Raw genomic sequence first — 21,993 nt, 5'->3', positions numbered from 1 at the left:
CTCATGCAATTCGGCGAATTGTCCCGCCCTCAATCCGCACTCCGTGACGCAATCACCGCTGCTTACCGACGTGATGAACGTGAATGTGTCCAGGCCATCTTGGCCCAGGCTGCTTTGTCAGCCGAACAGGTCAAATCGATCCAGGCGCTGGCACGCAAACTGGTGACTGACGTCCGCGAGAAACGGACTCGCTCCAGTGGCGTCGATGCGCTGATGCATGAGTTCTCGCTGGACAGCACTGAGGGGGTCGCGCTGATGTGTCTGGCCGAGGCCTTGTTACGCATTCCTGATCAGGAAACCGCCGACCGCCTGATCCGCGACAAGATTTCCAAAGGAGACTGGAAGGCCCACCTGGGGCAAAGCGCATCGCTGTTTGTGAATGCCGCCACCTGGGGCTTGCTGATCACCGGCAAGCTGGTCTCGACCAACAGTGAAAAAGGCTTGTCCAGCGCGCTGACCCGCATGATCGCCAAAGGCGGCGAGCCGCTGATCCGCAAGGGGGTCGATCTGGCCATGCGCATGCTGGGCAAGCAGTTCGTGACCGGCGAGACCATCGACGAAGCGCTGAGCAATGGCGTGGAACGCGAGGCTCGCGGCTTCCGCTTCTCCTATGACATGCTGGGCGAAGCTGCCATGACAGATGAAGACGCCCAGCGCTACTACACAGCCTATGAGCAGGCGATCCACGCCATCGGCAAGGCCAGCAAAGGGCGCGGCGTCTATGCCGGGCCAGGCATCTCGGTGAAGCTGTCTGCGCTGCACCCCCGCTATAGCCGTGCACAGCATGCCCGGGCGGCCCATGAGCTGCTTCCCCGCATCAAATCCTTGCTGCTGCTGGCCAAGCAATACGACATCGGTTTCAACGTCGATGCGGAAGAAGCCGATCGGCTGGAGCTGTCACTGGATCTGCTCGAAGCCCTGGCCTTGGACCCGGCCTTCGCGGGTTGGAATGGAATCGGTTTTGTGGTGCAGGCCTACCAGAAGCGTTGTCCTTTCGTGATTGACTGGATCATCGACCTAGCCCGTCGTAGCGGGCACCGCTTTATGGTCCGCTTGGTGAAAGGCGCTTATTGGGATGCCGAGATCAAGCGGGCCCAGCTCGATGGGCTGGAGGGTTATCCAGTCTATACCCGCAAGGTATACACCGATGTCGCCTACCTGGCCTGCGCTAAGAAACTGCTGGCCGCGCAAGATGCCGTCTTCCCACAATTCGCCACCCACAATGCCTACTCGCTGGCGGCCATTCACCAGCTGGGCGAAGGCAAGGATTATGAATTCCAGTGCCTGCACGGCATGGGTGAAACACTCTATGACTTAGTGGTGGGCCAGGACAAGCTGGGCAAAGCCTGCCGTATCTACGCTCCGGTCGGCTCACACGAGACACTGCTGGCCTACCTGGTGCGCCGCCTGCTGGAAAACGGTGCCAATACCTCCTTTGTCAACCGGATCGTCGATGAAGCCGTGCCGATCGACGAGCTGATTGCTGATCAGGTGACCGAGGCCGCCAAACATGCTGGTCAACCACATGGCAAGATCCCGCTGCCATCAGGGCTGTATGGCGAAAGCCGTCCGAATTCAGACGGGATGGATCTGTCGAACGAATTCAAGCTGTCTGGGCTGAGCGTCGCATTGCGCGCCAGTGAGTCCCGCCCATGGCAAGCCGCACCGATATTGGGAAGCGGCTTGGCGCTGGGAGGCACGCCCCAGCCCATCCACAACCCGGCCAATCGGGACGATATAGTGGGCCATGTGGTGGATGCCAGCCCCGAGCAGGTCAGCCAGGCATTGGATATGGCAGCAGCGGCAGCGCCCCGCTGGGCTGCTGTCCCCGCTGCGGACCGTGCCGCCTGCATCGCGCGGGCGGGCGATCTGCTACAGCAACAGATGTCTACCTTGATGGGGCTGGCGGTGCGTGAAGCGGGTAAATCCCTGCCGAACGCCATTGCGGAGGTACGCGAGGCCATTGATTTCTGCCGATACTACGCCACCCAAGCCCGACAAGAGCTGAGTCAGGCCACGCCGCGCGGGCCCATGGTCTGCATCAGCCCCTGGAATTTCCCCCTGGCAATCTTCATCGGCCAGGTCACCGCCGCCCTGGCAGCGGGCAACCCTGTCCTGGCCAAGCCTGCAGAGCAGACCCCATTGATCGCAGCCGAAGCGGTGCGCCTGCTTCACGAAGCGGGCATCCCACAGGATGTATTGCAATTCCTGCCCGGCACAGGTGAAATCGTCGGCGCGGCACTGACCCGTGATCCGCGCATTGCCGGGGTGATGTTCACCGGATCGACCGAAGTCGCCCAGCTGATCAACCGCACGCTGGCCGCGCGCGACGACAGCCCGCTGTTGATTGCCGAGACTGGCGGTATGAACGCCATGATCGTTGACAGCTCGGCGTTGCCAGAACAGGTGGTCAACGATGTACTCAGCTCGGCATTCGACAGCGCCGGCCAGCGCTGCTCGGCGTTGCGGGTGCTCTACCTGCAACGTGACATCGCGGACAAGGTCATCACCATGCTGAAAGGCGCCATGCAAGAGCTGCGCATCGGCAACCCTGCCCTGTTGGAAACCGACATCGGCCCGGTCATCGACCAGGAAGCCCAGCGCAATCTGCAGGCCCATATCGAGAAAACCAAGCTGCAATCCAAATGGCACTACCAAGCCCCCTTGGGCAAGGCCTGCGAGCAAGGTACGTTTGTCGCACCAACCCTGTTCGAGATCGACAACATCCGCCAGCTGGAACGTGAAGTATTCGGCCCAGTGCTGCATATCGTCCGCTTTGACGGCTCAGCGCTGGATCAGGTGATTGCCGACATCAATGCAACGGGCTATGGCCTGACCCATGGCGTGCACAGCCGGATCGACGAAACCATCGATCAGATCACCCAACAGGTGCATTCTGGCAATATCTATGTCAACCGCAACATCGTCGGTGCTGTGGTCGGCGTGCAACCATTTGGTGGGGAGGGCAAGTCCGGCACCGGCCCCAAGGCGGGTGGCCCCCTCTACCTGCATCGACTGACCCATACCACCGCACAGCCACAGATCGGCAAACCGGCTCGCGTGGTCGAGCTGACCGGGCTTAAGCGCTTGGCAGAGGCCAGACTGAGCAGCCTGTCACAAGGCCAGCGCGATCAGCTACAGGCCATCATCTTCGAATACGAGGCTGCCAGCCCGTTACGGCGTGAGGCCTTACTCAACGGCCCCACCGGCGAACGCAACAGCCTGGGCTTTGCACCACGCGGGCGGGTCGCCTGCCTGGCCGAGGGGCTGAACAACCTGGCATTGCAGGCCGCTGCCGCGCTCGCTTGCGGCAACCATATCGTGCTCCCCAGCAGCTCGGATGGCCGTGCACTGGCTGAAGCGCTGGGGGATGTAGCCAGCACCAGCCAAGCGCCCGAGGCAGAAGGCGCGATCCTGGCCGTGCTGCATGATGGTGACCACGCCAGCGCCCTGGCCTTGCAACGCACTCTGGCCAAGCGCGATGGCGCATTGATCCCGATGATCCGCCCTGATCACGAGGGCCGCTACGATCTCTATCGGCTGGTGGCCGAGCGTGCGATCAGCGTCAATACCACTGCAGCCGGCGGCAATGCCAGCCTGATGAGTATCGGTGAATGACAAGATTGGAGCGGCCCAACCCTGGGCCGCTTGGCAAAGGTGTTTTTTCCTGGCTGGCGACGTACCAGTCAAACCCAATCATCACAAGAGGTAGACCATGCATTACTCCACATTGCGAACACTTGGCCTGGCCGTCACCGCAGCATTGGCCATCACCGCCTGCGGTAAGAAGGCAGAACAGCAGGCAGGTCAGGCATCAACACCTGCCAGTGCCCCCGCCGTGGCTGGCGATTCCGACGTGATCAAACTGGGCTTTGCCGGCCCCTTGACCGGCCCCCAAGCGCATTACGGTGCCGACATGAAGAATGGCATCCTGCTTGCCATTGAAGATGCCAACGCGCAGAAACTGGAAATCGGCGGCAAGAAGATCAAATTCGAGCTGGTTGCGGAAGACGACCAAGCCGACCCCAAAACAGGCGCGCAGATGGCGCAACGCTTGGTGGATGCCAAAGTCAGCGGGGTCATCGGCCATTTCAACTCCGGCACCTCGATTCCAGCTTCCAAGATCTACTCCGATGCCGGACTGCCACAGATTGCCATGGCCACCGCCCCAGCCTACACCCAGCAAGGCTTCAAGACCACCTTCCGCGCCATGACCAGCGACACCCAGCAAGGTGGCGTAATGGGGCCATTCGTGGTGAACAAGCTCGGCTTGAAGAAAATCGCGATCATCGATGACCGCACCGCCTATGGCCAAGGTCTAGCCGATGAATTCGAGAAATCCGCCAAGACTGCCGGTGGCCAGATCGTCAAACGCGAGTTCACCAACGACAAAGCAACCGATTTCACCGCCATTTTGACTGCCATCAAGGCATCGCAGCCAGACGCCATCTTCTACGGCGGAGCCGATGCGCAATCTGCGCCCCTGGCCAAGCAGCTCAAGCGCCTGGGCCTGAAGGCTACCCTGGTGTCCGGCGAAATGACCCGCACCTCGACCTTCCTGCAATTGGCGGGCGCCGAGGCTGAAGGCGTAGTGGCATCGCTGGCCGGCGTCCCAATGGACAAGATGCCCGGCGGCAAGGACTTCGAAAGCCGCGTCAAAGCCAAGTTCGGCAGCATGGAGCTGTATTCGCCGTACTCCTATGACGCGACCATGACCATGATCGCGGCGATGAAAAAGGCCAATTCGACTGACCCTGTGAAATACCTGCCTGAATTGGCGAAAATTGAAAACCAGGGTGTCACCTCGACCAAAATCGCCTATGACGAAAAAGGCGATCTGAAAGCGGGCGACATCACCGTCTATAAGGTTGAAAAAGGCCAATGGACAGTGTTGGAGACAGTGGGCGGCAATTGATCGGCAGCCTGCCTTCCACCCAGACAAAACGGCATCACAAGATGCCGTTTTGTCTGTTCAATGATTGGGTACAGTCGCAGGATGACCGGATCGTCCCCGACCCGCGTCAGCGCAACCCAGACCTCAGCCACGCTTGACCAGCAGCCCTTTCAGATAGTCCCCTTCCGGGAAACTCAGCGCCACGGGGTGATCCACATCTGGCGTGAAACGCTCGATGATCTTTGCATCGACACCAGCATCGACTGCTGCACCCGCAATGATCTTCTGAAACAGGCTCGCATCCATCCCGCCAGAGCAGGTGAATGTTGCCAGCAGCCCACCAGGTTTCAACAGTTTCAGCCCTAGCAGATTGATATCCTTATAGGCGCGGGCGGCTTTCTCGACATGCTGTGCCGTGGGGGCAAACTTGGGTGGATCAAGGATGATCAGATCGTAGCTCTGACCTTTGTCACGCAGCAGCCGCAGGTATTTGAACACATCCGCCTCGACCCAGCTGGCACGGCTGGCATCCAATCCGTTCAAGGCCAGGTTGGCCTGTGCCGTGACCAATGCCTCTGCCGAGCTGTCCACTGACTCCACCGACGCAGCTCCGCCCCGCAAGGCTGCGAGCGAAAAGCCACCGGTGTAGCAGAAGCAATTCAATACCTTTCGGCCTTCCGCCAGCTCACCCAGACGACGCCGGTTGACACGTTGATCCAGATAAAAGCCCGTCTTCTGCCCACCCGCGATGTCCACCTGGTAACGCACGCCATACTCATCGATCACTGTCTCGGCAGGCAAGGCGCCACGCAGAATGCCGCTCCGTTCCGCCAGCCCCTCCAAACCACGCACATCAGCGTCAGAGCGCTCATACACGTTCCGGATCCCGGTCAATTCCACCAACAGGTCGGCAATCACCTCACGCCAGGCTTCCACCCCGGCAGACAACACCTGCATCACCAGCACCTGATCATAGCGATCCACCACCAGGCCGGGCAGGCCATCCGATTCACCATGAACCAGACGCTGGCCATTCAGCGAGGCGGGCAATAGATCTTGCCGCAATGCCAAGGCCGCCTGCAGGCGGCGGCGGAAGAAATCAGCGTTGATCACTTCCTGCTCATGCACGCTCCATACGCGAGCCCGAATCTGCGATTGTGGGCTGTACGCAGCCCACGCCAGAAAGCGGCCATCAGCAGCCCGCACCGTCACGGTGTCACCGGCTTTTGCATCACCATCCATGTGCTGAATCGCCCCGGAAAACACCCATGGGTGCCGATTCAGCAGCGATTTCTCGCGTCCAGGCTTCAGCTTGAGCAATGCGTTCATGATCCTACTCGATTCGAAAAACGCGTTATTGTAGGCGGTGCAACCGGGCTTTCATAGCCGAACCTCTACTGGCATCCCAGGTGCGACGCCACACGGACGGCCACTTCGTATCAACAGAGCCAGGGCGAGCCATGCACACCTGCCCCCGCCACCAGCCAGCCGCTGCATCAGCCCAGTATGATGGTCATGTCGTCCCGCTCATCCGCCACGTCATCCAGCAGCTCGAACAGAGCTGCGGCCTGTTCACCCAAGGCATGACGGTCTTGATAAGCCGTCGGCCAGTGGATCTCGATCGGGCCTTCGATATCGGTGCTGAGAATGTCCCATAGCGCATCGAGATTGCGCCCGGTCAGCTTGGGCAGCCCCAGCTGGGCATACAGCGCCTCATAGAACTGCTGCATACTCTGGATTTCATTGAGCTTGCAATGGATCAACGGCATGTTGGTACCTCGGTAAAGGTTTCATAATGATCGACGGTGATCTGGCGTTGACCATCGGCACTGAACAGCAGACGTTTTGCGCCCCGCTTGCCGCCATGGAAGTCCAGATCCGCCTCACGCCACTTGCCTTGTGGAAGGCTGCCCTCACGGTTGCCAAACCGGTCCCCGCCTATGGATTTGCCCTGCAACCCAGGCACCGACCAGAGATCCTTACCAGGTCGCCAGCCAGCCTCCTTCGCCTGTTGCTTGGTCACGAATTGGGGCGGTAATTTCTGATTGTTGCTTTGATTGAGTGACGTGAGCATATCCGCCAGCTCTTTAGCATTGATCTTGGCGTCCAGATAACGGTTCAATGACTCCGCCGCTTCCCGGCAAGTGGGGGTTGACCACGCCCAGCCCGGTAACATCAAGCCCATGAAAAATGGTAGCAATATGCGTCGAATCATGAATCACCTTTAGTATTCGATAATGTGGAATGGGATAGCTGATCGACCTCCCCATGTCAGGCCATATGAGGCTACCCATTCAATGATATGCTTGCCGCGATTTTAACGTTTTTTTGTGTCAACGCCTCGTCATGAATACCGTTTTACCCGCTATTTTCGTCGAGCGCCTGCAGCGCATCGTCCCACCTGAACGACTGGAGACCGTCCTGGCCAGTTTCAGCCAGCCAGCCCCGACCGTGTTCCGGGTGAACACCCTGAAAACGACGCCCACACAACTGTGTGAAACACTGCAGGCTGCGGGCCTGACACCCGCCCCCATCGATTGGCAGCCGACAGCCTACTTTGTTCCAGCCACGCAGCGCCGGGCGCTCACCGAAACGTCAGCGTTTTACGATGGCTGGATCTATGTACAAAACCTGGCCAGCCAGCTGGCGCCGATCATATTGGCGCCATCACCTGGCGAAACCGTATTGGATCTGGCCGCAGCCCCCGGCGGCAAAACCTGCCAACTGGCCGCGCTGATGCAGAACCAAGGCGTCCTCTCTGCGGTGGAGCCGGTCAAGGATCGCTTCTTCCGTCTCAAAGCCAATCTGCAACAGCAAGGCGTGACCATCGCCCGCACCTATATGACCGATGGACGCTCGGTCGGGGCAAAATGCCCGGAAATGTTCGATAAAGTCTTGCTGGATGCACCCTGCTCCTCTGAAGCACGCTTTGATGCCCTCGATAGCGACTCGGTAGCCCATTGGAGCCTGCAGAAGGTCAAAGAGGTTTCCCACAAACAGAAGCGGCTTCTGAATGCGGCGATCCACAGCCTCAAGCCAGGGGGCACACTGGTCTACAGCACCTGCAGCTTTTCACCAGAAGAAAACGAGAAGATCATCGAAGCCCAACTGAAGAGCTTTGGCGACGCGATAGAAATCCTGCCGATCGAGCTGCCGATCGATAACTGGCAGGCAGGCTTACCTGAATGGGAGGGCAAGGCCTTCCACCCCCGTGTCACCCTCGCACGGCGGATTCTGCCCAATGCATGGATGGACGGCTTTTTCTTGTGCAAATTGAAAAAGCTGAGGTCGGTTTAGGCCATTGCACGCAAGGCGACGAACTCCCCCTCGAACACCGCCGCCTCGGCTTCACCACACATGATCACCGATGTCATGACGATCCGGGCGCGGCCTTTTCGTTGCAGCATGGACTGGAAACGCAACCAAGCCGATTCGTCCTGCAGGCGTGCCGTAGCGGCAAAGGGGCCATCGATGGGGCGCAGATAGGCCATGGTATTGCGCTGCAGCACCAGCTGAGCCTCCCCTTCCATCGAGCGCAACCGCCCATCCAGCAGCGACCATGCAGCCAGGATGGCCACCGACACAGCACTGCCGGCAAAGACTGTGCCATGTGGGTTCCGATTGACAGCCAAGGGAGCGGCGATGGTCAGCTGTGCATCACCAGCATCAGTCACATACAGATCGATGGCCTCCGCCAATGGAATCTGCTCCCGCAATTGCGCCGTCAATGTCAAAAGCCGCTCTGAGAGCGGCTTTTGTTGATCCAACGGCATCACGACTGCTTTTTCAGTGAGTCGCGGATCTCACGCAACAACAACACCTCTTCTGGTGTAGGAGGCGGCTCTGCGGGTGCTGGTGCGGCTTCTTCACGACGCATCTTGTTGATCCCCTTGATCAACAAGAAGATGGCAAACGCCACAATGATGAAACTGACCAACACATTGGCAAATACACCAACATTCAAAGTGACCGCCCCTGCCTTTTGTGCGGCATCCAGCGTCTCGTAAGGGCCGGCAACCTTGCTGCCTTCCTTCAAGGTGATGAACAGATTGGAGAAATCGACCTTGCCCAGAATCAGGCCGATGGGTGGCATGATGATATCCTTCACCAGCGAATCGACAATCTTGCCGAATGCACCGCCGATCACCACCCCGACCGCCAGATCAATGACATTGCCACGCATGGCAAATTCTTTGAATTCTTTAAACATGTATCCCCCTATTATGAACATGCCAAGTCGTGACCCGATTGCAACACTTTCATCGCCCACCCAGAAACCGTGACGACCGGGCCTTATGTAAGGCTAAGCGAAACAATGCCTTGTTGCAATCCCTTGCCCAGCACCATGTCGGCTCATATCCGGGCCAAAAAACAGGTCACCTCTTCACGGTCGTGATACAGCTGGCGAATGCGCAGTATGTGCCCCTTGCCTGAGCGAGCGAGTGTGTCTTCGATGATGCCGATACACTTGTGGATTTCGTCAAAACGCTTTTTCATCGGCAGTTTCAGATTGAAAATCGCCTGTCGCGCATCGCCATCAGCCAGCCAGCTGGCCATCAGTTGCGCAATACGGGCGGGTTTTTCCACCATATCGCACACCAGCCAATCCACGGGCTTTTTCGGGCGATATTTGAACCCATCGACCCGCAGATGCTGGACCAATGAATCACCGACCAGACTGCCCTTCAGCGGCCCATTGTCAATCGCCGTGACCCGCAAGCCGCGGTTCACCAGCTGCCATGTCCAGCCACCCGGGGCGGCGCCCAGATCGACCGCCCGCTGCCCGGCCCGCATCCGTTCACGCAGCTCCTGCTCCCCCAACAACACCATCAAGGCTTCCGCCAACTTGAGCGTGGAGCGGCTTGGTGCCTCGAACGGCATCTTCAGGCGAGGGATGCCCATCGGCCAATCGCTGCGGTTGCCCGCCAACGCAATGCCAGGGATGCAGCGCTGCTTGTCAGTCCAGAACAAATGCAGGCGCGGGCGCCGCTCGTCAACGGGTGTCAGCTTGCCTGACTCGGTCAGGCAGGTTTCCAGCTTGGGTTGAAAACGCTTGAAAAAACTCGACAAGGCCTTGCCATCATTGGTGTCCGGCCCCTCCAGCCACAACCCGGCAAAGGGCCCTGCATGGGGTGCAAGTGCGCTCAGTACCGGCGTCAAACGATCTTGCTCACCGGTGTCGATCCAATCTCCGGCCAGCAGTAACTGTCGTGCAAACATGAGCTGTTCGAATCGCAGCTTGCCCGCCTGCCTAGCAAATGACGCGGGCTCATCAGGCAACCACCGCACATACCCGGCATCCACACCGGTGTCGATCCGCCCGTCCAACCCCAGCTGGCAGGTCAGGTCGATCAATTCAGCTGCGGCCTCGGGCTCGAAACCAGGGCGACAATAAACAAGCAGAGAAGCAGGGGTAAAGTTTGCGGCCATGTCAGGAAAACGCGAAAATGAAAGGATTATACGTTCTGGCCCGGCTCTGTTGACATGGTTTCATCGCAGGTACTGCTTTCATCCAGCAACAGAATAGGCATCGCACGTCAATAATGGTGCGCAATGAAACCGCATCAACAGGACCCGGCTGTGGTCGCGCTTGCCCACCCAGCGCACCATGCCATCATTCAGGAGAAAATCGCCCTCATGTTGACTTACGAAGTCACCTTGGTTGTAGAAGAAGAATGGCGGGAAGCCGTTGCCGATTACATGCGCCACCGCCATATCCCTGACATATTCGATACCGGTTGTTTCATCGGCATCACCTTTGAGGAAGAGGAAGCGGGCCGCTTCCGCACCCGCTTTCAAGCACGCGCCAAGGTCGAGTTGAATCGTTATCTGGACGATTTCGCACCCGACTTCCGTGCCGATTTTCTGGAACATTTCCCGACAGGGGTCAGCGTGACCCGATCCATCTGGTGGCAGCTCGGCGAGTGGAAATAATCAAGGGTTGATTTGCGTCAATCCAGATCCATGACTGCAGGCGTATAACCATTGATAAGAAATGGTTATTTCAGTAAGGAGCCTATCATGGAGCTGTGGAAAGAACTCTTCTCATCAGAATTTGGAATCATGAGTGCTATCGTGATTGCCGTCGTCATTGGCATGGGAGGATATATCGGCTGGTTTGTGCGCAAACACGTCAAAGAGGAAGAAGCCGCCGTCCGCCGCTGATCCACGCCCACCGGACATCCCGTCGGCAGTGCCTATCCACGGAAAAAGCGCCAGGTATGCCGCCCAGCATGCTTGGCCGCATACATTGCCTGATCGGCATGCTTGAGTAAGGTCAACGGATTGTCGCCATGATCCGGAAACAGGCTGATACCAATGCTGGCCCCAACCGCCAAGCGGGTTTGATTGACGACAAACGGCTGACAGGCTGATTGCAGCACTTTCTGCGCAATCGGGATCAGGTCTTCGTCACAGCTGATCTTGGGAACGATGAGCGCAAACTCATCCCCCGCCAGGCGGGCAATCGTATCCCCCGCCCGGACACAATGTTGCAATCGATGCGCAAATTGCCTGAGCAGCTCATCGCCGACATCATGTCCATTCTGATCGTTGACTGGCTTGAATCCATCCAGATCGACAAACATCACGCCGACCTTTTCCCGGGTTCGCTTTGCCTGAACGATCGCATGCTCCAGCCGATCATTGAACAACACCCGATTGGGCAGATCCGTCAGCGGATCATGATAGGCTTGGTGCATCATCCGCTCTTCCTGCCGTTTTCGCTCGGTGATGTCTTCAAATACCGCCGCGTAGTGTGTGATGCGTGCCTGGTTGTCACGCAGGCAGATCAACGTCATCCATTCTGGGTAGATATCGCCGTTTTTCCGGCGGTTCCACACCTCCCCGCTCCAGGTGCCGCATTTACTGACTGCTGACCACATATGCTGATAGAACACGGCGTGGTGGATGCCCGAATTCAGCAGATCAGCAGATTGCCCCAGCACCTCATCGGCCTGGTAACCGGTGATCTGAGTAAAGGCGGCATTCACCATCTGAATCCGCCCGTTCACATCCGACACCATCACCCCCAGCGGGATCACATTCACCACACAGGCAAACAGCTGTTGCTGTTGCGCCGCACTTTTCAGATCGGAGATATCAATATCCACCCCCATCAGCCGAGGCCGCCCTGCCATCTCGATCAAACGTCCTCTGGACAATACCCAGCGCCACCCGCCACACGCAGCCTTGACACGCAGCTCGCAAGCAAACTGGGGTTGTTCTTTGCGCAGGCAACGCCCTCTTTGCAATCGCACCTGATCCAGATCATCCGGGTGGACCAGGGATTCGTAACAGGCATCCGAGTCGCAGGCATAACCAAGCCAGCTCCACCAGGATGGGGCGCAATGGTAACGTGTCGCGCCCGGATCAAACTCCCAAACCCCGACACTGGCTTGCGCCAATGTCAGATAGGAGCCGCCATCAGCAGTTGGCCGTGTCGATGACGGGTTTGCCTTTGTGCAGACATGCACGACAAATGCTCCATTCAGCCACGGCTGTACAATGAAGGTCTGATTGGATTGAAAGCGCCGGATCGGTGATGCGATATGTTCAAGCAACAGCAACAATCGAGATGAAGCCCCCGGCAAGCCAGACAGACCGATCCCTGATGGCAGAGCCTGCTCTGGCAGGCCCAGCCAGTCACAGAATGCCTGGTTACAGGCCAGGATGCGCAGATCATCGGTCAACAGCACACTTGGCAGGGTATCCAGCTCAAGCGTCTGCTGCTGCCGGTACAATGGGATACGTCGTTCCTGCGCCGCAAAGGTTTGGCGCTGTATCGAAGCCATAGTGCAGGTACTGAGTGATTTGCGAATACGCCAGCGAAGCCTGGCAACCAAGGTTTGGTCGGCGCGGCTTCATGTCTCGCGCCGAAACCATGCCACCACCCGGATGGTTTCGGCACACTCTAGCGCGGTTTGGCCTGGGCTGCTGGAAAAAAAACCTATTTGCGAATCCATATCCATCACCGATTCTAATGACCCTACTACAATCTGGGTTTAGCGTGCCTGCCTCAAGTGGTACAATCGCCCCGTGAAACTCTTAGCTCTCGACACTTCAACAGAATTCCTCTCGGTCGCCGTGTGGCATGATGGCATCGTGACCAGCCATGATTGCCGCGTCGGGCAAAAACATTCTGAATTGACACTCCCGATGGTTCGCGACGTTCTGGATGAATCCGGCCTGACATTGGCGGCACTGGATGGCTTGGCATTTGGCAACGGCCCGGGCTCTTTCACCGGTTTGCGCATCGGCTGTGGTTTGATCCAAGGCTTGGCCTTTGCACATCAACTGCCAGTGGTTGGCATCAACAGCCTGTTGGCCCTGGCTCAACACACCGGCCACGATCACGTCATCAGCAGCATTGATGCCCGCATGAACCAGATGTACTTCGCGGCCTATGAGCGGCATGAAGGTGGGTGGCAAACCGTGATCGCACCTGGTTTGTATGATCCTGGCACGACACCCGCACTGCCTGACGCCCGCTGGCATGGCGTCGGCAGCGGCTTCCAGGCATTTGCCGACAGCCTGCACGCGACATATGGCACACAGCTCGACTCGGTTGACGACAACCGCTTCCCGCACGCCAGCGCCATTGCCGAATTGGCTGCCATCGAGCTGACAGCCGGGCGAGGGGTGCCCGCCCATGAAGCAACCCTGCTGTATTTGCGTGACAAGGTTGCGCTGACCATTCACGAGCAGCCCCGCAAATGAAGCTTGAATTCATTCGCATGCAAGCCACCGATCTCGATCCGATCCTGGCCATTGAAAACGAGATCTATCCCTACCCTTGGACCCACGGCAATTTCCTGGACTCACTCAAAGCGGGACATCATGGCTGGATCGCCCGATGCGGAGACACTCTGGTCGGCTATTGCCTGTTGCAATATATCGTTGACGAAGCACACCTGCTGAACATCAGCATCGCCAAACCATACCAAGGCAAAGGGCTAGGCAGGGCACTGCTGGATTTCGCGGTGGAAGCCAGCCGCCAGCATGGCTCGACCGTCATGCTGCTGGAAGTGCGGGACTCCAACATCATCGCGCAGACGCTTTACCACGCTGCTGGCTTCAACCGTACCGGCGAGCGGAAACACTATTACCCCGCCAAACAAGGCCGTGAGCACGCCGTGTTGATGGAGCTGCTGTTGTGATCCGGCGGCATCTGTTGCTCAAAGAGATGGGCCTGGGCCCGATTTGGCGTCTGCGTGACCAAGGTGATGATCTGGATGACGGATCACCTTTTGCAGAGGCCCTGACCGAAGTCGAGACACCTGCCCCTATTGCACCGATCGAGTCCGCCCCGGCCAATTCACCTGGCAGCACACCGTCGGCAAGGGCCCCGGCTCGCGCACCTGCCAGTCCGCCCACCCGCATTGGCACCCCGCCACCCCGTGTTGCGCCCCCACGCGTGGCCACTCCGCAGACCACTGCGGAAGCATTGCCGCTCGCGACTGCCCGCACAGCGCATATCCAACAGCTTGACTGGCCGACGCTACAGCAAGAGATCGCCGGATGCCGCGCCTGTCGCCTGTGTGAATCACGCAAGAACACCGTCTTTGGCGTGGGCGATCCGCAGGCAGATTGGCTAATTGTCGGCGAAGCGCCTGGCGGCGAAGAGGACAGACGGGGCGAGCCGTTTGTCGGCCCAGCTGGCAAGCTGCTCGACAACATGCTGGCCTCCATTGGCCTGAAGCGGGGTGACAATGTGTTCATCGCCAATGTGCTCAAATGCCGCCCTCCTCAAAATCGAGACCCTGACCCGCATGAAGTCGCCCAATGCGAGCCATTTCTGTTACGTCAGATCGAATTGATCCAGCCGAAGATCATCATTGCTCTGGGCCGCTTTGCAGCACAAAGCCTGACCAAGAGCGACGCTCGCATTGGCAGCCTGCGCGGTCAAGTGCACCAGTACCATGGCCGCCCACTGATCATCACCTACCACCCTGCCTATCTGCTGCGGAATCTGCCCGACAAAGCCAAAGCCTGGGAAGATCTGTGCTTGGCGCGGCAGACATTCCAGCAATGACACCCAAGCGCTGCCGCTCGATGCAATGCCTACAACCCGGCTTGATGAAACAGATCATGTGCGCCCCCAGCAGGTGCAGACCCGGCCCGGATATCCCAAAATTAGGCTTTCTGCTCAAAAATACGCATTCTGCGATGTTTTCTTACAAGAATATCGCCATGTAGCTATTTTAAACTGCGATGGCGGGGGCTACTTGACAGACAGTAAAGTAAGATAGCGTTGCATCATGCATTTTACATTACCAATTACATATGTTAGGTTGTCAATCAGCAGGGATCGAGGAGACGATTGAATACCCACCGAAGGTAATCAACGTACAAATCCATATGAAAAATGGAATATAACCACTACGCAATCATTCCATCTTTATATTGGATTAAATAAATATACAAACTCACCAGTCAAGCCGACATGATCATCACATCATGCTCTACGCTTGAACGCCTCTTTATCGATCTCTGGCTGTCGATGCCCTTCTGCACGGAAGGCATGTTTCTATCGCATCAAAAGAGAGTTGAAGAGGGACACGTGAGACTCAAACCTATTTCCTTAGCACTGGCCACGGCGGGTCTGTTGACCGCTTCCTACCAAACACTGGCTGACGACGCACCAAAAAAAGCAGAACGCATTGAAGTCGTTGGCTCAAGCATCAAGCGCATCAACAAAGAAGGCCCAGCTCCGGTCGTCACTATCAAGCGCGCCGAAATCGAAAAGACCGGTGCCACCACCGTGGTTGAATTGCTGGGTCAGCTGCCTGTCGTCAGCGGTTTTTTCACTGGCGATGACAATGGTTCATACGCTGTTGGCGCAGCTGCCGCCAGCATGCGGGGGCTGGGTTCGAAGAACGTTCTGGTGCTGTTGAATGGTCGGCGGATCGCCAACTACGCCTTCGCATTGGGCGCAGATATCACCTTCGTCGATCTGAACAGCCTGCCGGTGTCGGCCATTGAACAGGTCGAAATCCTCAAAGATGGCGCATCCGCCATCTATGGTTCTGATGCGGTCGCTGGGGTGATCAACTTCAAAACCCGTCGCAATTACCAAGGCTTTGAGGCATCGGTGGGTACAGGCGCCACATTGGATGGCGACACCCAGGAGCTGTCCACCAACCTGACAGGCGGCTTTGGCAACCTCGAAGAAGATGGCCGTAACTTGCTGGTGACAGTGGATGCCTACCATCGCGAGCCCACATTCAGCAAAAAACACACACTGACCAAATCGGCTGACCGTAGAAAGTACGGCGGCGCAGATGGTCGAGCGACCAATATCTTCCCCGGCAGCTTCATGCGGTTTGATGAGGCTCCCTTCCGCGAGGCGATGCCAGGCTGTCCTGCAGACCGGATCGCAACTGATGATCGGGGTGACACCTACTGCCGCTATGAGAGCGCAGACTTTGCTCAGCTGCAACCTCGGGCAACCCGTACTACTGTGGCAGCCCTCTATAACCAGAAGCTAGGCAGCGACACGCAGCTGTTCGCTGAGCTGGCCTTGAATCGCAACGTCACCGACTACGACACCGGCTATCGCTCCATAGAAACAGGTACCTCACATATGCTAGCTCCTGGCGACGCCGCGTATCGCTCGGAGATCAACGGCATCACCAACAGCAAGCGGTTGCAGGTATTCCGTGCCGTCTATGAGGCAGGGATCAGCAGCAACAAAACCACGTCCGATATGAGCCGTGGCCTGATCGGCATCCGCTCCACCTTTGGTAATTGGGATCTTGAATCTGCACTGTATTACAGCAAGAACAAAATCACCTCCATCGACTACAAGCAATTGTTGAAAGATAAGGTGCTGGATGCCTACTTCAATGGTGGATATGACCCCTTTGCCGCATGGAACCCTGATGAGCTGGTCAGACCATTGTTGACTGATGTGCACCGCGAAGCCACTTCAGAGATCAGAGTGGCCGATGTCAAGATGTCCAATGGTGAACTCTTCAAGCTGGGCGAAGGCTCAGTCGGCTTTGCCTGGGGCGCCAGCACCAGCAAGGAAAAAATGGCAGATATCCCCGATGCCCAACTGGCCGCCAACAACATTGAGAACTGGGGCGGCACAAGAAGCGAAGGTGATCGTAAGCTGCACTCCATCTATGGTGAATTCAGCCTGACACCAATCAAGCAATTGGAGATCCAGCTGGCTGCACGCCATGACCGTTACAGCGATTTCGGTGGCACCACCAACCCGAAACTGGCGATGCTGTTCAAGCCATCTGATCAAGTACTGGTCAGAGGCGGCATCACTACATCGTTCAAGGCGCCTACACTGCCCCAGCTCTACATGAAGGAGACCAAGTCATTCAACGCTGGCGTTGCTGACTGGGTAAGATGCCGTCCGCTGAAGCTGACCAAAGCGCAATGCGTTTATTTCCCAGAGGAAAAACTGGTTGGCAACAAAGATCTGCAAGCCGAGAAATCCAAGAACATGTCGTTCGGGATCGCCCTGCAACCCACGCAGAATCTCTACGCCAGCCTGGATTGGTTCCGTATCCTGCAAAGAGACACCGTCCAGCTTCTGGATGCCCAGTACATGCTGGATAACGAAGACAAAGACCCAGCACTGGCGCGTCTGATCGAACGTGACCCCCGTAACAAGGCGCTCGAAGCACGCTTCCCGGGCCTGGAGCGCGGTCGTCTGTTCAGAATGCTGCGCCCTTACCGAAATGTTGGCCGCACAGATGTCGAAGGTTACGATCTGGAGCTGCGCTACGATATTTCCCTGGGCGAATGGGGTAAGCTGACGTTGCGGGATGACTTCAACAACCTGCTGCATTTAGAGCAATCGACTGTTGAAGACGGCCCAACCTCAAATCGCGTTGGTGGCTATGACACCCCGAGATGGCGCAATGCGTTCACCATCACTTATTCGAACAAAGCTTGGGATGGCTCGCTCAAGGCCAAAACCGTTGCACGGACACTGGATGTATCCGACCCACGTTTTGTCGATCCAAGCCTTGATGGACAGGTCGGTGCCTACACCATCTTCGATGCGAACTTCAACTATCGTGGTATCCGCAGTCTGACCTTGAACGCCGGGATCAAGAACCTATTCAATAAGACCCCGCCGTTCCTGATCAATCTAGACAGCTTTGCTGGTGCCACAACAGACCGGATCGGACGTATCTTCTACGCCAATGCACGGTACCAGTTCAAATAAGCGCATGATGCCCCATCCTGAACAAGGTTGATACGCTTATCCACTACGCCAAGCAACCTTATCCAGGTTTTGACGCCCGATGTTCTCATCGGGCGTTTTCTTTTTTCGAGGCCGATATTGCCTCAGTTTTTATAACCAGGCTGCCGTGCAACACAAACAAGCCAGCCCACAGCGCATCAACAAAATCAATCCATTGCGCTCCAGACCTTTGATCCCTCGCCACTACCATTCTATTTTCCCGCCCCCTGATCACCCACCGCCATATTGCAGCCATGCAATGATTGCTCTATGCTCGCGTCAAGCGAAGGTTACTTAAGTATAAGATTTTTATAATATTTAGATAAAACCCTGCCCATCTGAAGGCAACCACACAATCATGAACGCGCATACACAGCTCGACAACCAAGCCAATGTGTCAACAGCAACGCTTGAACTGCTGTTCCCATCGCCCGTCATCTATTTTGATTGGCCAGACAGCCAAGCACTGAATGAGGCTTTGCGCGATGTTGTCCTACAAAAGCGCGAGACGACGACCGGCGTGGTCAAGACCAATCGTGGCGGCTGGCAGTCCGATACCAATCTGCAGGAATGGGGAGACCCAGCCACCCAGCAGCTGATAGCACGTATCCTGACCCTGGTGAAAGAATATGTGATCCGACAGATTGGCCGTGATGACCCGGCATTCGACAGTGGCTGGAAAATCCGCGCCTGGGCCAATGTCAATGAAAAAGGACATTTCAACCGCACCCACGATCACCTGGGCCGACATTCCTTTTTCTCCGGGGTCTATTACGTCAACGTCGGGGATATCGAATCTGGCCACGCCGGCGGGGGCCGCACCCGATTTGAGGACTGGACACGCGTTGCGATCGACACCAACCAGAATGCAGACCCACTACGGCGTGATTATCTGATGACGCCTCGCAACGGGCGCATGTTGATGTTCCCAGCCAGCCTGATGCATTCGGTGGAAGTATATGGTGGCGACACCCAGCGCATCACCATCGCCTTCAACCTTTACCACCCAGGCTTTGGCGTGCCACGACTGGAAGAGTTCATGCAACAGTCAGACTGGTGGTGGACAAACTTCCGCGGCCTGATGATCGCCAAACGTAAGCTGCCGGAAAAACTGTATGCATTGACCAGAATTCCCGGCCAGCTATTGGCCCGTAAGGTGGAAAACCCGCTTTCATTCAACGCCTGGCGCCGCCATGTCAGCACGGCGGTCGGTCACGCGACCGCACTCGCCAGTGAGCGCTTCGAAGCCAGACGCAAAGGCATCTGATCCCAGACGGGCAGATCCGCTGCCCCCTCTCGCACAGGACGTGCATGAACCGACATTTTTCGCTCTATCTGGATCTGCTGCGCCTGCTTGCTGCCTTGGCGGTGTTGCTCTCTCACGCCAATATGCGCAGCCTAGTTGAAACCAGCCTGTTACCCCAGTCCTTTGGGCACAACGCGGTGATCGTCTTTTTCCTGCTGTCCGGCTATGTCATCGCATATGTGGCCGACACCAAGGAGAATACCGCCCGCACGTATTGGATCAGCCGTCTGGCACGTATCTACTCGGTAGCCCTGCCCGCCACCTTGCTGGCCCCGATCATGGACTGGGCCGGCAGCCAGTTTGCCCCGGCCTTTTACGCGGGCGATGTGACAACCCACGATTATGGTCTGATCCGTATCGCAGCCAGCCTGACCTTCACCAACGAGCTGTGGCTGATCTCAATCATGCCTTTTTCCAACTCTGCGTATTGGTCGCTGTGCTATGAAATGGCGTATTACCTGCTGTTTTCCATCTGGAGCTTTGCCCCTGCTCACCGCCGTTGGCCGTGGCTGGGCTTGGCTGCGTTGGTGATAGGCCCGAAAATCCTGTTGCTGGCACCGATCTGGCTGCTGGGCGTGGTGTTGTATCACTGGCGGGCAGGCCACCGCATTGCCAAGACAGCTGGCTGGCTGCTCTGGCTTGGCTCGCTGGCTGGCATTCTGGCATACCAGTGGTGGGATATCGGCAAAATCCTATCGAAGCACACCGAACAATGGCTGGGCACTTGGCTTTACACACGCCTGCACTTTTCCAAGCATTTCCTGGGCGATTACCTGTTGGCGCTGATCATCAGCGCCAGCTTCCTGGGCTTTCGCGCCATTGCGGATCAATTCGCCGGTTGTTTCAAATACGCCGGAGGGGCGATTCGTCAGGCATCCAGCTATACCTTCTCGATCTACTTGTTTCACCTACCCATTCTGTTCTTCTGGCACATGGCCATTCCGGGTGATCGACGACACATCACTTACTATTTGATGATCGTATTCATCACCTTGGTCTGCACCATTTTGCTTGGCCGGGTGACCGAGCAACAAAAGGACCAATTGAAAAAGTGGCTGAATGCATACCTGCCATTGCAGACGAACCCAGTGGCCCAGCAAAACGCCCCATAGCCTGCCACCCAGACCGGGATGACACAGGCCATGAAGTCACGTCAACCAAGCCAAGGCCCGATACCCCTTCACAAAACAAACCGCCCTATTGGCTGATCACCAACAGGGCGGCTGTCCTATACACCATCGAGGCGTTGGGCAACCGCTCAGAGCCGGGAGGGCACCAGATCCACCGCCGTAGATTTGGCCGGCATCAGATTGTGTGTCAGCTCCGCCCCCATCCCAGCAATGGGCATACCGACCATTGATTGGATCAACCTATCCGCTGCAAGCAAGGCGGGAACGGGTGATATCGCTTGGGATTGACGCAGGCTTGCCATTTTCTTGACGCTCTCGTCCATCCACATCCGAGTCCTTTCACGGGAAATCTCCCCATCCTGCTCAGCCACATCATATGGCGCAGCGGTTCCCAGATCATCATCCCACTCCGTTCCACCATAGGGCACAGAGCTATAACCAGAAGGGCTTCCGCTATCACTTACCACCAGATGGGAGATGGTGAAGTCATCACGCTCCAACGGCCCCCTTACCACGATCTCACCATCATAGAGATAACTGATGGCCAGATTGCGATCCACCCCGGCTTCAAAACGTAACATTGCGCCCAGCAGGACATCGTCCCGCTGGGTGTCTGGTGCCATCGCACCACGCATGGTCGCGTTGTGATTCCCAAGGCAGATACCTGAAACCATCTCCAACGCCCCCCGATCCGATTCGAGTGCGGAGGGCAGCCAACGGGTCTTGGGTTCATCCGGGTTGTCAGTCATCGTTCCTTCGGGGATATCTGCATCCCCTCCGGACTTGACGATCCCATCTCCTACGACTCCATTCCAGGAAAAGTGCGTTGACGAAATACCACGCAATAGCACTGCTCTGTTTTCGAGAAACTCACGATAGAGTCGCGCTACTGGCTCGACTTGGCCGGGTTGCAAATCCACGCAGCCATTGCTTGGCGGGAAAAATGCAGTACGACTGACATTCAACTTACCGCTATCTCCCAGCGCGTAGAGGTTCGGCCACTGGGAATGCCTTACCGCAACCTTTTCACCGTTCAACATCACATGCCCCACTGGGCTCTCATCGGTGGTAGCCGGGCGTTGGAATAAAGAAGAAAGCTTTTTAAACATACTGGGCCTTTCCACCCGAACAGAGTGCGGCTTGCGGACAGGTTCCCTCGTGAATCCGGACCACCACCTCATGTGCAGGCACAATTTAAAATCGATTTACAACAACTCGAATGCACTTCCCGATTTGCTGAGCAATCCGCACCAGGGGTGTCGGATCAATCAGCCCTCGCTCACGACATGGGAAGCGGCCTGCACCCGCCTATCGCACAGCCCATCCTGAACTGCGCGATGGGCGGCACCAGCCATATCTACCCCTCATCGCTCGCGAATAGCCTCACTGAAGACCTCCTTGATCGGGGACAGCAGGTAGTCGATGACACGGCGGCTGTCGGTCTTGATCTCGG

At 57.2% G+C, this 21,993-nt stretch carries 20 protein-coding genes; 12 read left to right on the top strand and 8 right to left on the bottom strand.

From position 1 onward, the window contains the following. Positions 1-3: 3 nt before the first annotated feature. Entirely contained in the window at positions 4-3,618 is a 3,615-nt protein-coding gene (putA, locus tag HNQ59_RS14950) for a trifunctional transcriptional regulator/proline dehydrogenase/L-glutamate gamma-semialdehyde dehydrogenase (protein ID WP_184041156.1), read from the top strand. 97 nt (positions 3,619-3,715) lie between these two features. Continuing rightward, positions 3,716-4,915: a branched-chain amino acid ABC transporter substrate-binding protein gene (locus tag HNQ59_RS14945; protein WP_184041147.1), complete on the top strand. Its 1,200-nt coding sequence runs from the start codon at positions 3,716-3,718 to the stop codon at positions 4,913-4,915. 123 nt (positions 4,916-5,038) lie between these two features. Here the strand turns inward: HNQ59_RS14945 and HNQ59_RS14940 are convergent, their stop codons facing one another. The 3 genes from HNQ59_RS14940 to HNQ59_RS14930 all read right to left on the bottom strand — a co-directional run bounded on the left by HNQ59_RS14940 (position 5,039) and on the right by HNQ59_RS14930 (position 7,109). Beyond that, entirely contained in the window at positions 5,039-6,223 is a 1,185-nt protein-coding gene (locus HNQ59_RS14940) for a class I SAM-dependent rRNA methyltransferase (RefSeq protein ID WP_184041145.1), read from the bottom strand. A gap of 167 nt (positions 6,224-6,390) precedes the next feature. After that, positions 6,391-6,663 carry a barstar family protein gene (locus tag HNQ59_RS14935; RefSeq protein WP_184041143.1) on the bottom strand — a complete coding sequence of 91 codons (273 nt, stop codon included), beginning with the start codon at positions 6,661-6,663 and terminating at the stop codon, positions 6,391-6,393. After that, positions 6,654-7,109 (bottom strand): ribonuclease domain-containing protein, encoded by a 456-nt coding sequence (locus HNQ59_RS14930; RefSeq protein ID WP_184041141.1) that lies wholly within the window; start codon positions 7,107-7,109, stop codon positions 6,654-6,656. Before HNQ59_RS14930 ends, HNQ59_RS14935 begins: the two co-directional genes overlap by 10 nt. A 131-nt stretch (positions 7,110-7,240) precedes the next feature. Between HNQ59_RS14930 and HNQ59_RS14925 the strand changes: the two genes are divergently transcribed. Next, the gene (locus HNQ59_RS14925) at positions 7,241-8,191 is read left to right on the top strand and encodes an RsmB/NOP family class I SAM-dependent RNA methyltransferase (protein WP_184041139.1); all 951 of its coding nucleotides are present in this window, start codon (positions 7,241-7,243) and stop codon (positions 8,189-8,191) included. On the opposite strand, the gene HNQ59_RS14920 is transcribed toward HNQ59_RS14925, so the two are convergent. From HNQ59_RS14920 to rlmM, 3 genes are all read right to left on the bottom strand, one after another. Then, a complete protein-coding gene (locus HNQ59_RS14920) occupies positions 8,188-8,667 on the bottom strand; it encodes a YiiD C-terminal domain-containing protein (protein WP_184041137.1) in 480 nt (159 codons plus the stop codon). The genes HNQ59_RS14925 and HNQ59_RS14920 overlap by 4 nt on opposite strands. Next, a complete protein-coding gene (mscL, locus tag HNQ59_RS14915) occupies positions 8,667-9,104 on the bottom strand; it encodes a large conductance mechanosensitive channel protein MscL (RefSeq protein WP_184041135.1) in 438 nt (145 codons plus the stop codon). The genes HNQ59_RS14920 and mscL overlap by 1 nt, the downstream gene beginning before the upstream one ends. 143 nt (positions 9,105-9,247) lie before the next feature. Further along, positions 9,248-10,324, bottom strand: coding sequence for a 23S rRNA (cytidine(2498)-2'-O)-methyltransferase RlmM (rlmM, locus tag HNQ59_RS14910; RefSeq protein WP_184041133.1), 1,077 nt, complete (start codon positions 10,322-10,324; stop codon positions 9,248-9,250). A gap of 123 nt (positions 10,325-10,447) precedes the next feature. Here rlmM and HNQ59_RS14905 point away from each other — a divergent pair, with 123 nt between their 5' ends. Both HNQ59_RS14905 and HNQ59_RS14900 read left to right on the top strand, forming a co-directional pair. Further along, positions 10,448-10,828, top strand: coding sequence for a DUF4286 family protein (locus HNQ59_RS14905; protein WP_184041131.1), 381 nt, complete (start codon positions 10,448-10,450; stop codon positions 10,826-10,828). A gap of 87 nt (positions 10,829-10,915) precedes the next feature. Continuing rightward, on the top strand, positions 10,916-11,059 hold the full coding sequence (locus HNQ59_RS14900; RefSeq protein ID WP_184041129.1) for a DUF3149 domain-containing protein: 144 nt from the start codon (positions 10,916-10,918) through the stop codon (positions 11,057-11,059). Between the two features lie 32 nt (positions 11,060-11,091). Here the strand turns inward: HNQ59_RS14900 and HNQ59_RS14895 are convergent, their stop codons facing one another. Further along, entirely contained in the window at positions 11,092-12,687 is a 1,596-nt protein-coding gene (locus HNQ59_RS14895; RefSeq protein ID WP_184041127.1) for a sensor domain-containing diguanylate cyclase, read from the bottom strand. A 244-nt stretch (positions 12,688-12,931) separates the two neighbouring features. On the opposite strand from HNQ59_RS14895, the gene tsaB reads away from it, so the two are divergent. The 6 genes from tsaB to HNQ59_RS14865 all read left to right on the top strand — a co-directional run bounded on the left by tsaB (position 12,932) and on the right by HNQ59_RS14865 (position 20,522). Further along, complete coding sequence (gene tsaB, locus HNQ59_RS14890) at positions 12,932-13,612, top strand: tRNA (adenosine(37)-N6)-threonylcarbamoyltransferase complex dimerization subunit type 1 TsaB (protein WP_184041120.1); 681 nt, start codon at positions 12,932-12,934, stop codon at positions 13,610-13,612. After that, positions 13,609-14,052 carry a ribosomal protein S18-alanine N-acetyltransferase gene (gene rimI / locus HNQ59_RS14885; RefSeq protein WP_184041119.1) on the top strand — a complete coding sequence of 148 codons (444 nt, stop codon included), beginning with the start codon at positions 13,609-13,611 and terminating at the stop codon, positions 14,050-14,052. Before tsaB ends, rimI begins: the two co-directional genes overlap by 4 nt. Continuing rightward, positions 14,049-14,927, top strand: coding sequence for a uracil-DNA glycosylase (locus HNQ59_RS14880; protein ID WP_343074291.1), 879 nt, complete (start codon positions 14,049-14,051; stop codon positions 14,925-14,927). Before rimI ends, HNQ59_RS14880 begins: the two co-directional genes overlap by 4 nt. 528 nt (positions 14,928-15,455) lie before the next feature. Continuing rightward, complete coding sequence (locus HNQ59_RS14875; RefSeq protein ID WP_184041118.1) at positions 15,456-18,086, top strand: TonB-dependent receptor domain-containing protein; 2,631 nt, start codon at positions 15,456-15,458, stop codon at positions 18,084-18,086. 376 nt (positions 18,087-18,462) lie between these two features. Continuing rightward, complete coding sequence (locus HNQ59_RS14870) at positions 18,463-19,371, top strand: putative 2OG-Fe(II) oxygenase (RefSeq protein ID WP_184041117.1); 909 nt, start codon at positions 18,463-18,465, stop codon at positions 19,369-19,371. 44 nt (positions 19,372-19,415) lie between these two features. Then, entirely contained in the window at positions 19,416-20,522 is a 1,107-nt protein-coding gene (locus HNQ59_RS14865; RefSeq protein ID WP_184041116.1) for an acyltransferase family protein, read from the top strand. Positions 20,523-20,668: 146 nt separating this feature from the next. Here HNQ59_RS14865 and HNQ59_RS14860 read toward each other — a convergent pair whose 3' ends face one another. Next, on the bottom strand, positions 20,669-21,649 hold the full coding sequence (locus HNQ59_RS14860; protein ID WP_184041115.1) for a hypothetical protein: 981 nt from the start codon (positions 21,647-21,649) through the stop codon (positions 20,669-20,671). A gap of 72 nt (positions 21,650-21,721) precedes the next feature. Between HNQ59_RS14860 and HNQ59_RS19505 the strand changes: the two genes are divergently transcribed. Then, positions 21,722-21,993 (top strand): hypothetical protein (locus HNQ59_RS19505; protein ID WP_221320261.1); only part of this gene is annotated, 272 nt, incomplete at its 3' end.

The sequence above is a fragment of the Chitinivorax tropicus genome, from assembly GCF_014202905.1.
In the GTDB taxonomy this organism is placed as follows: Bacteria; Pseudomonadota; Gammaproteobacteria; order Burkholderiales; family SCOH01; genus Chitinivorax; species Chitinivorax tropicus.
This window is presented reverse-complemented; position numbering and strand designations above follow the sequence as displayed.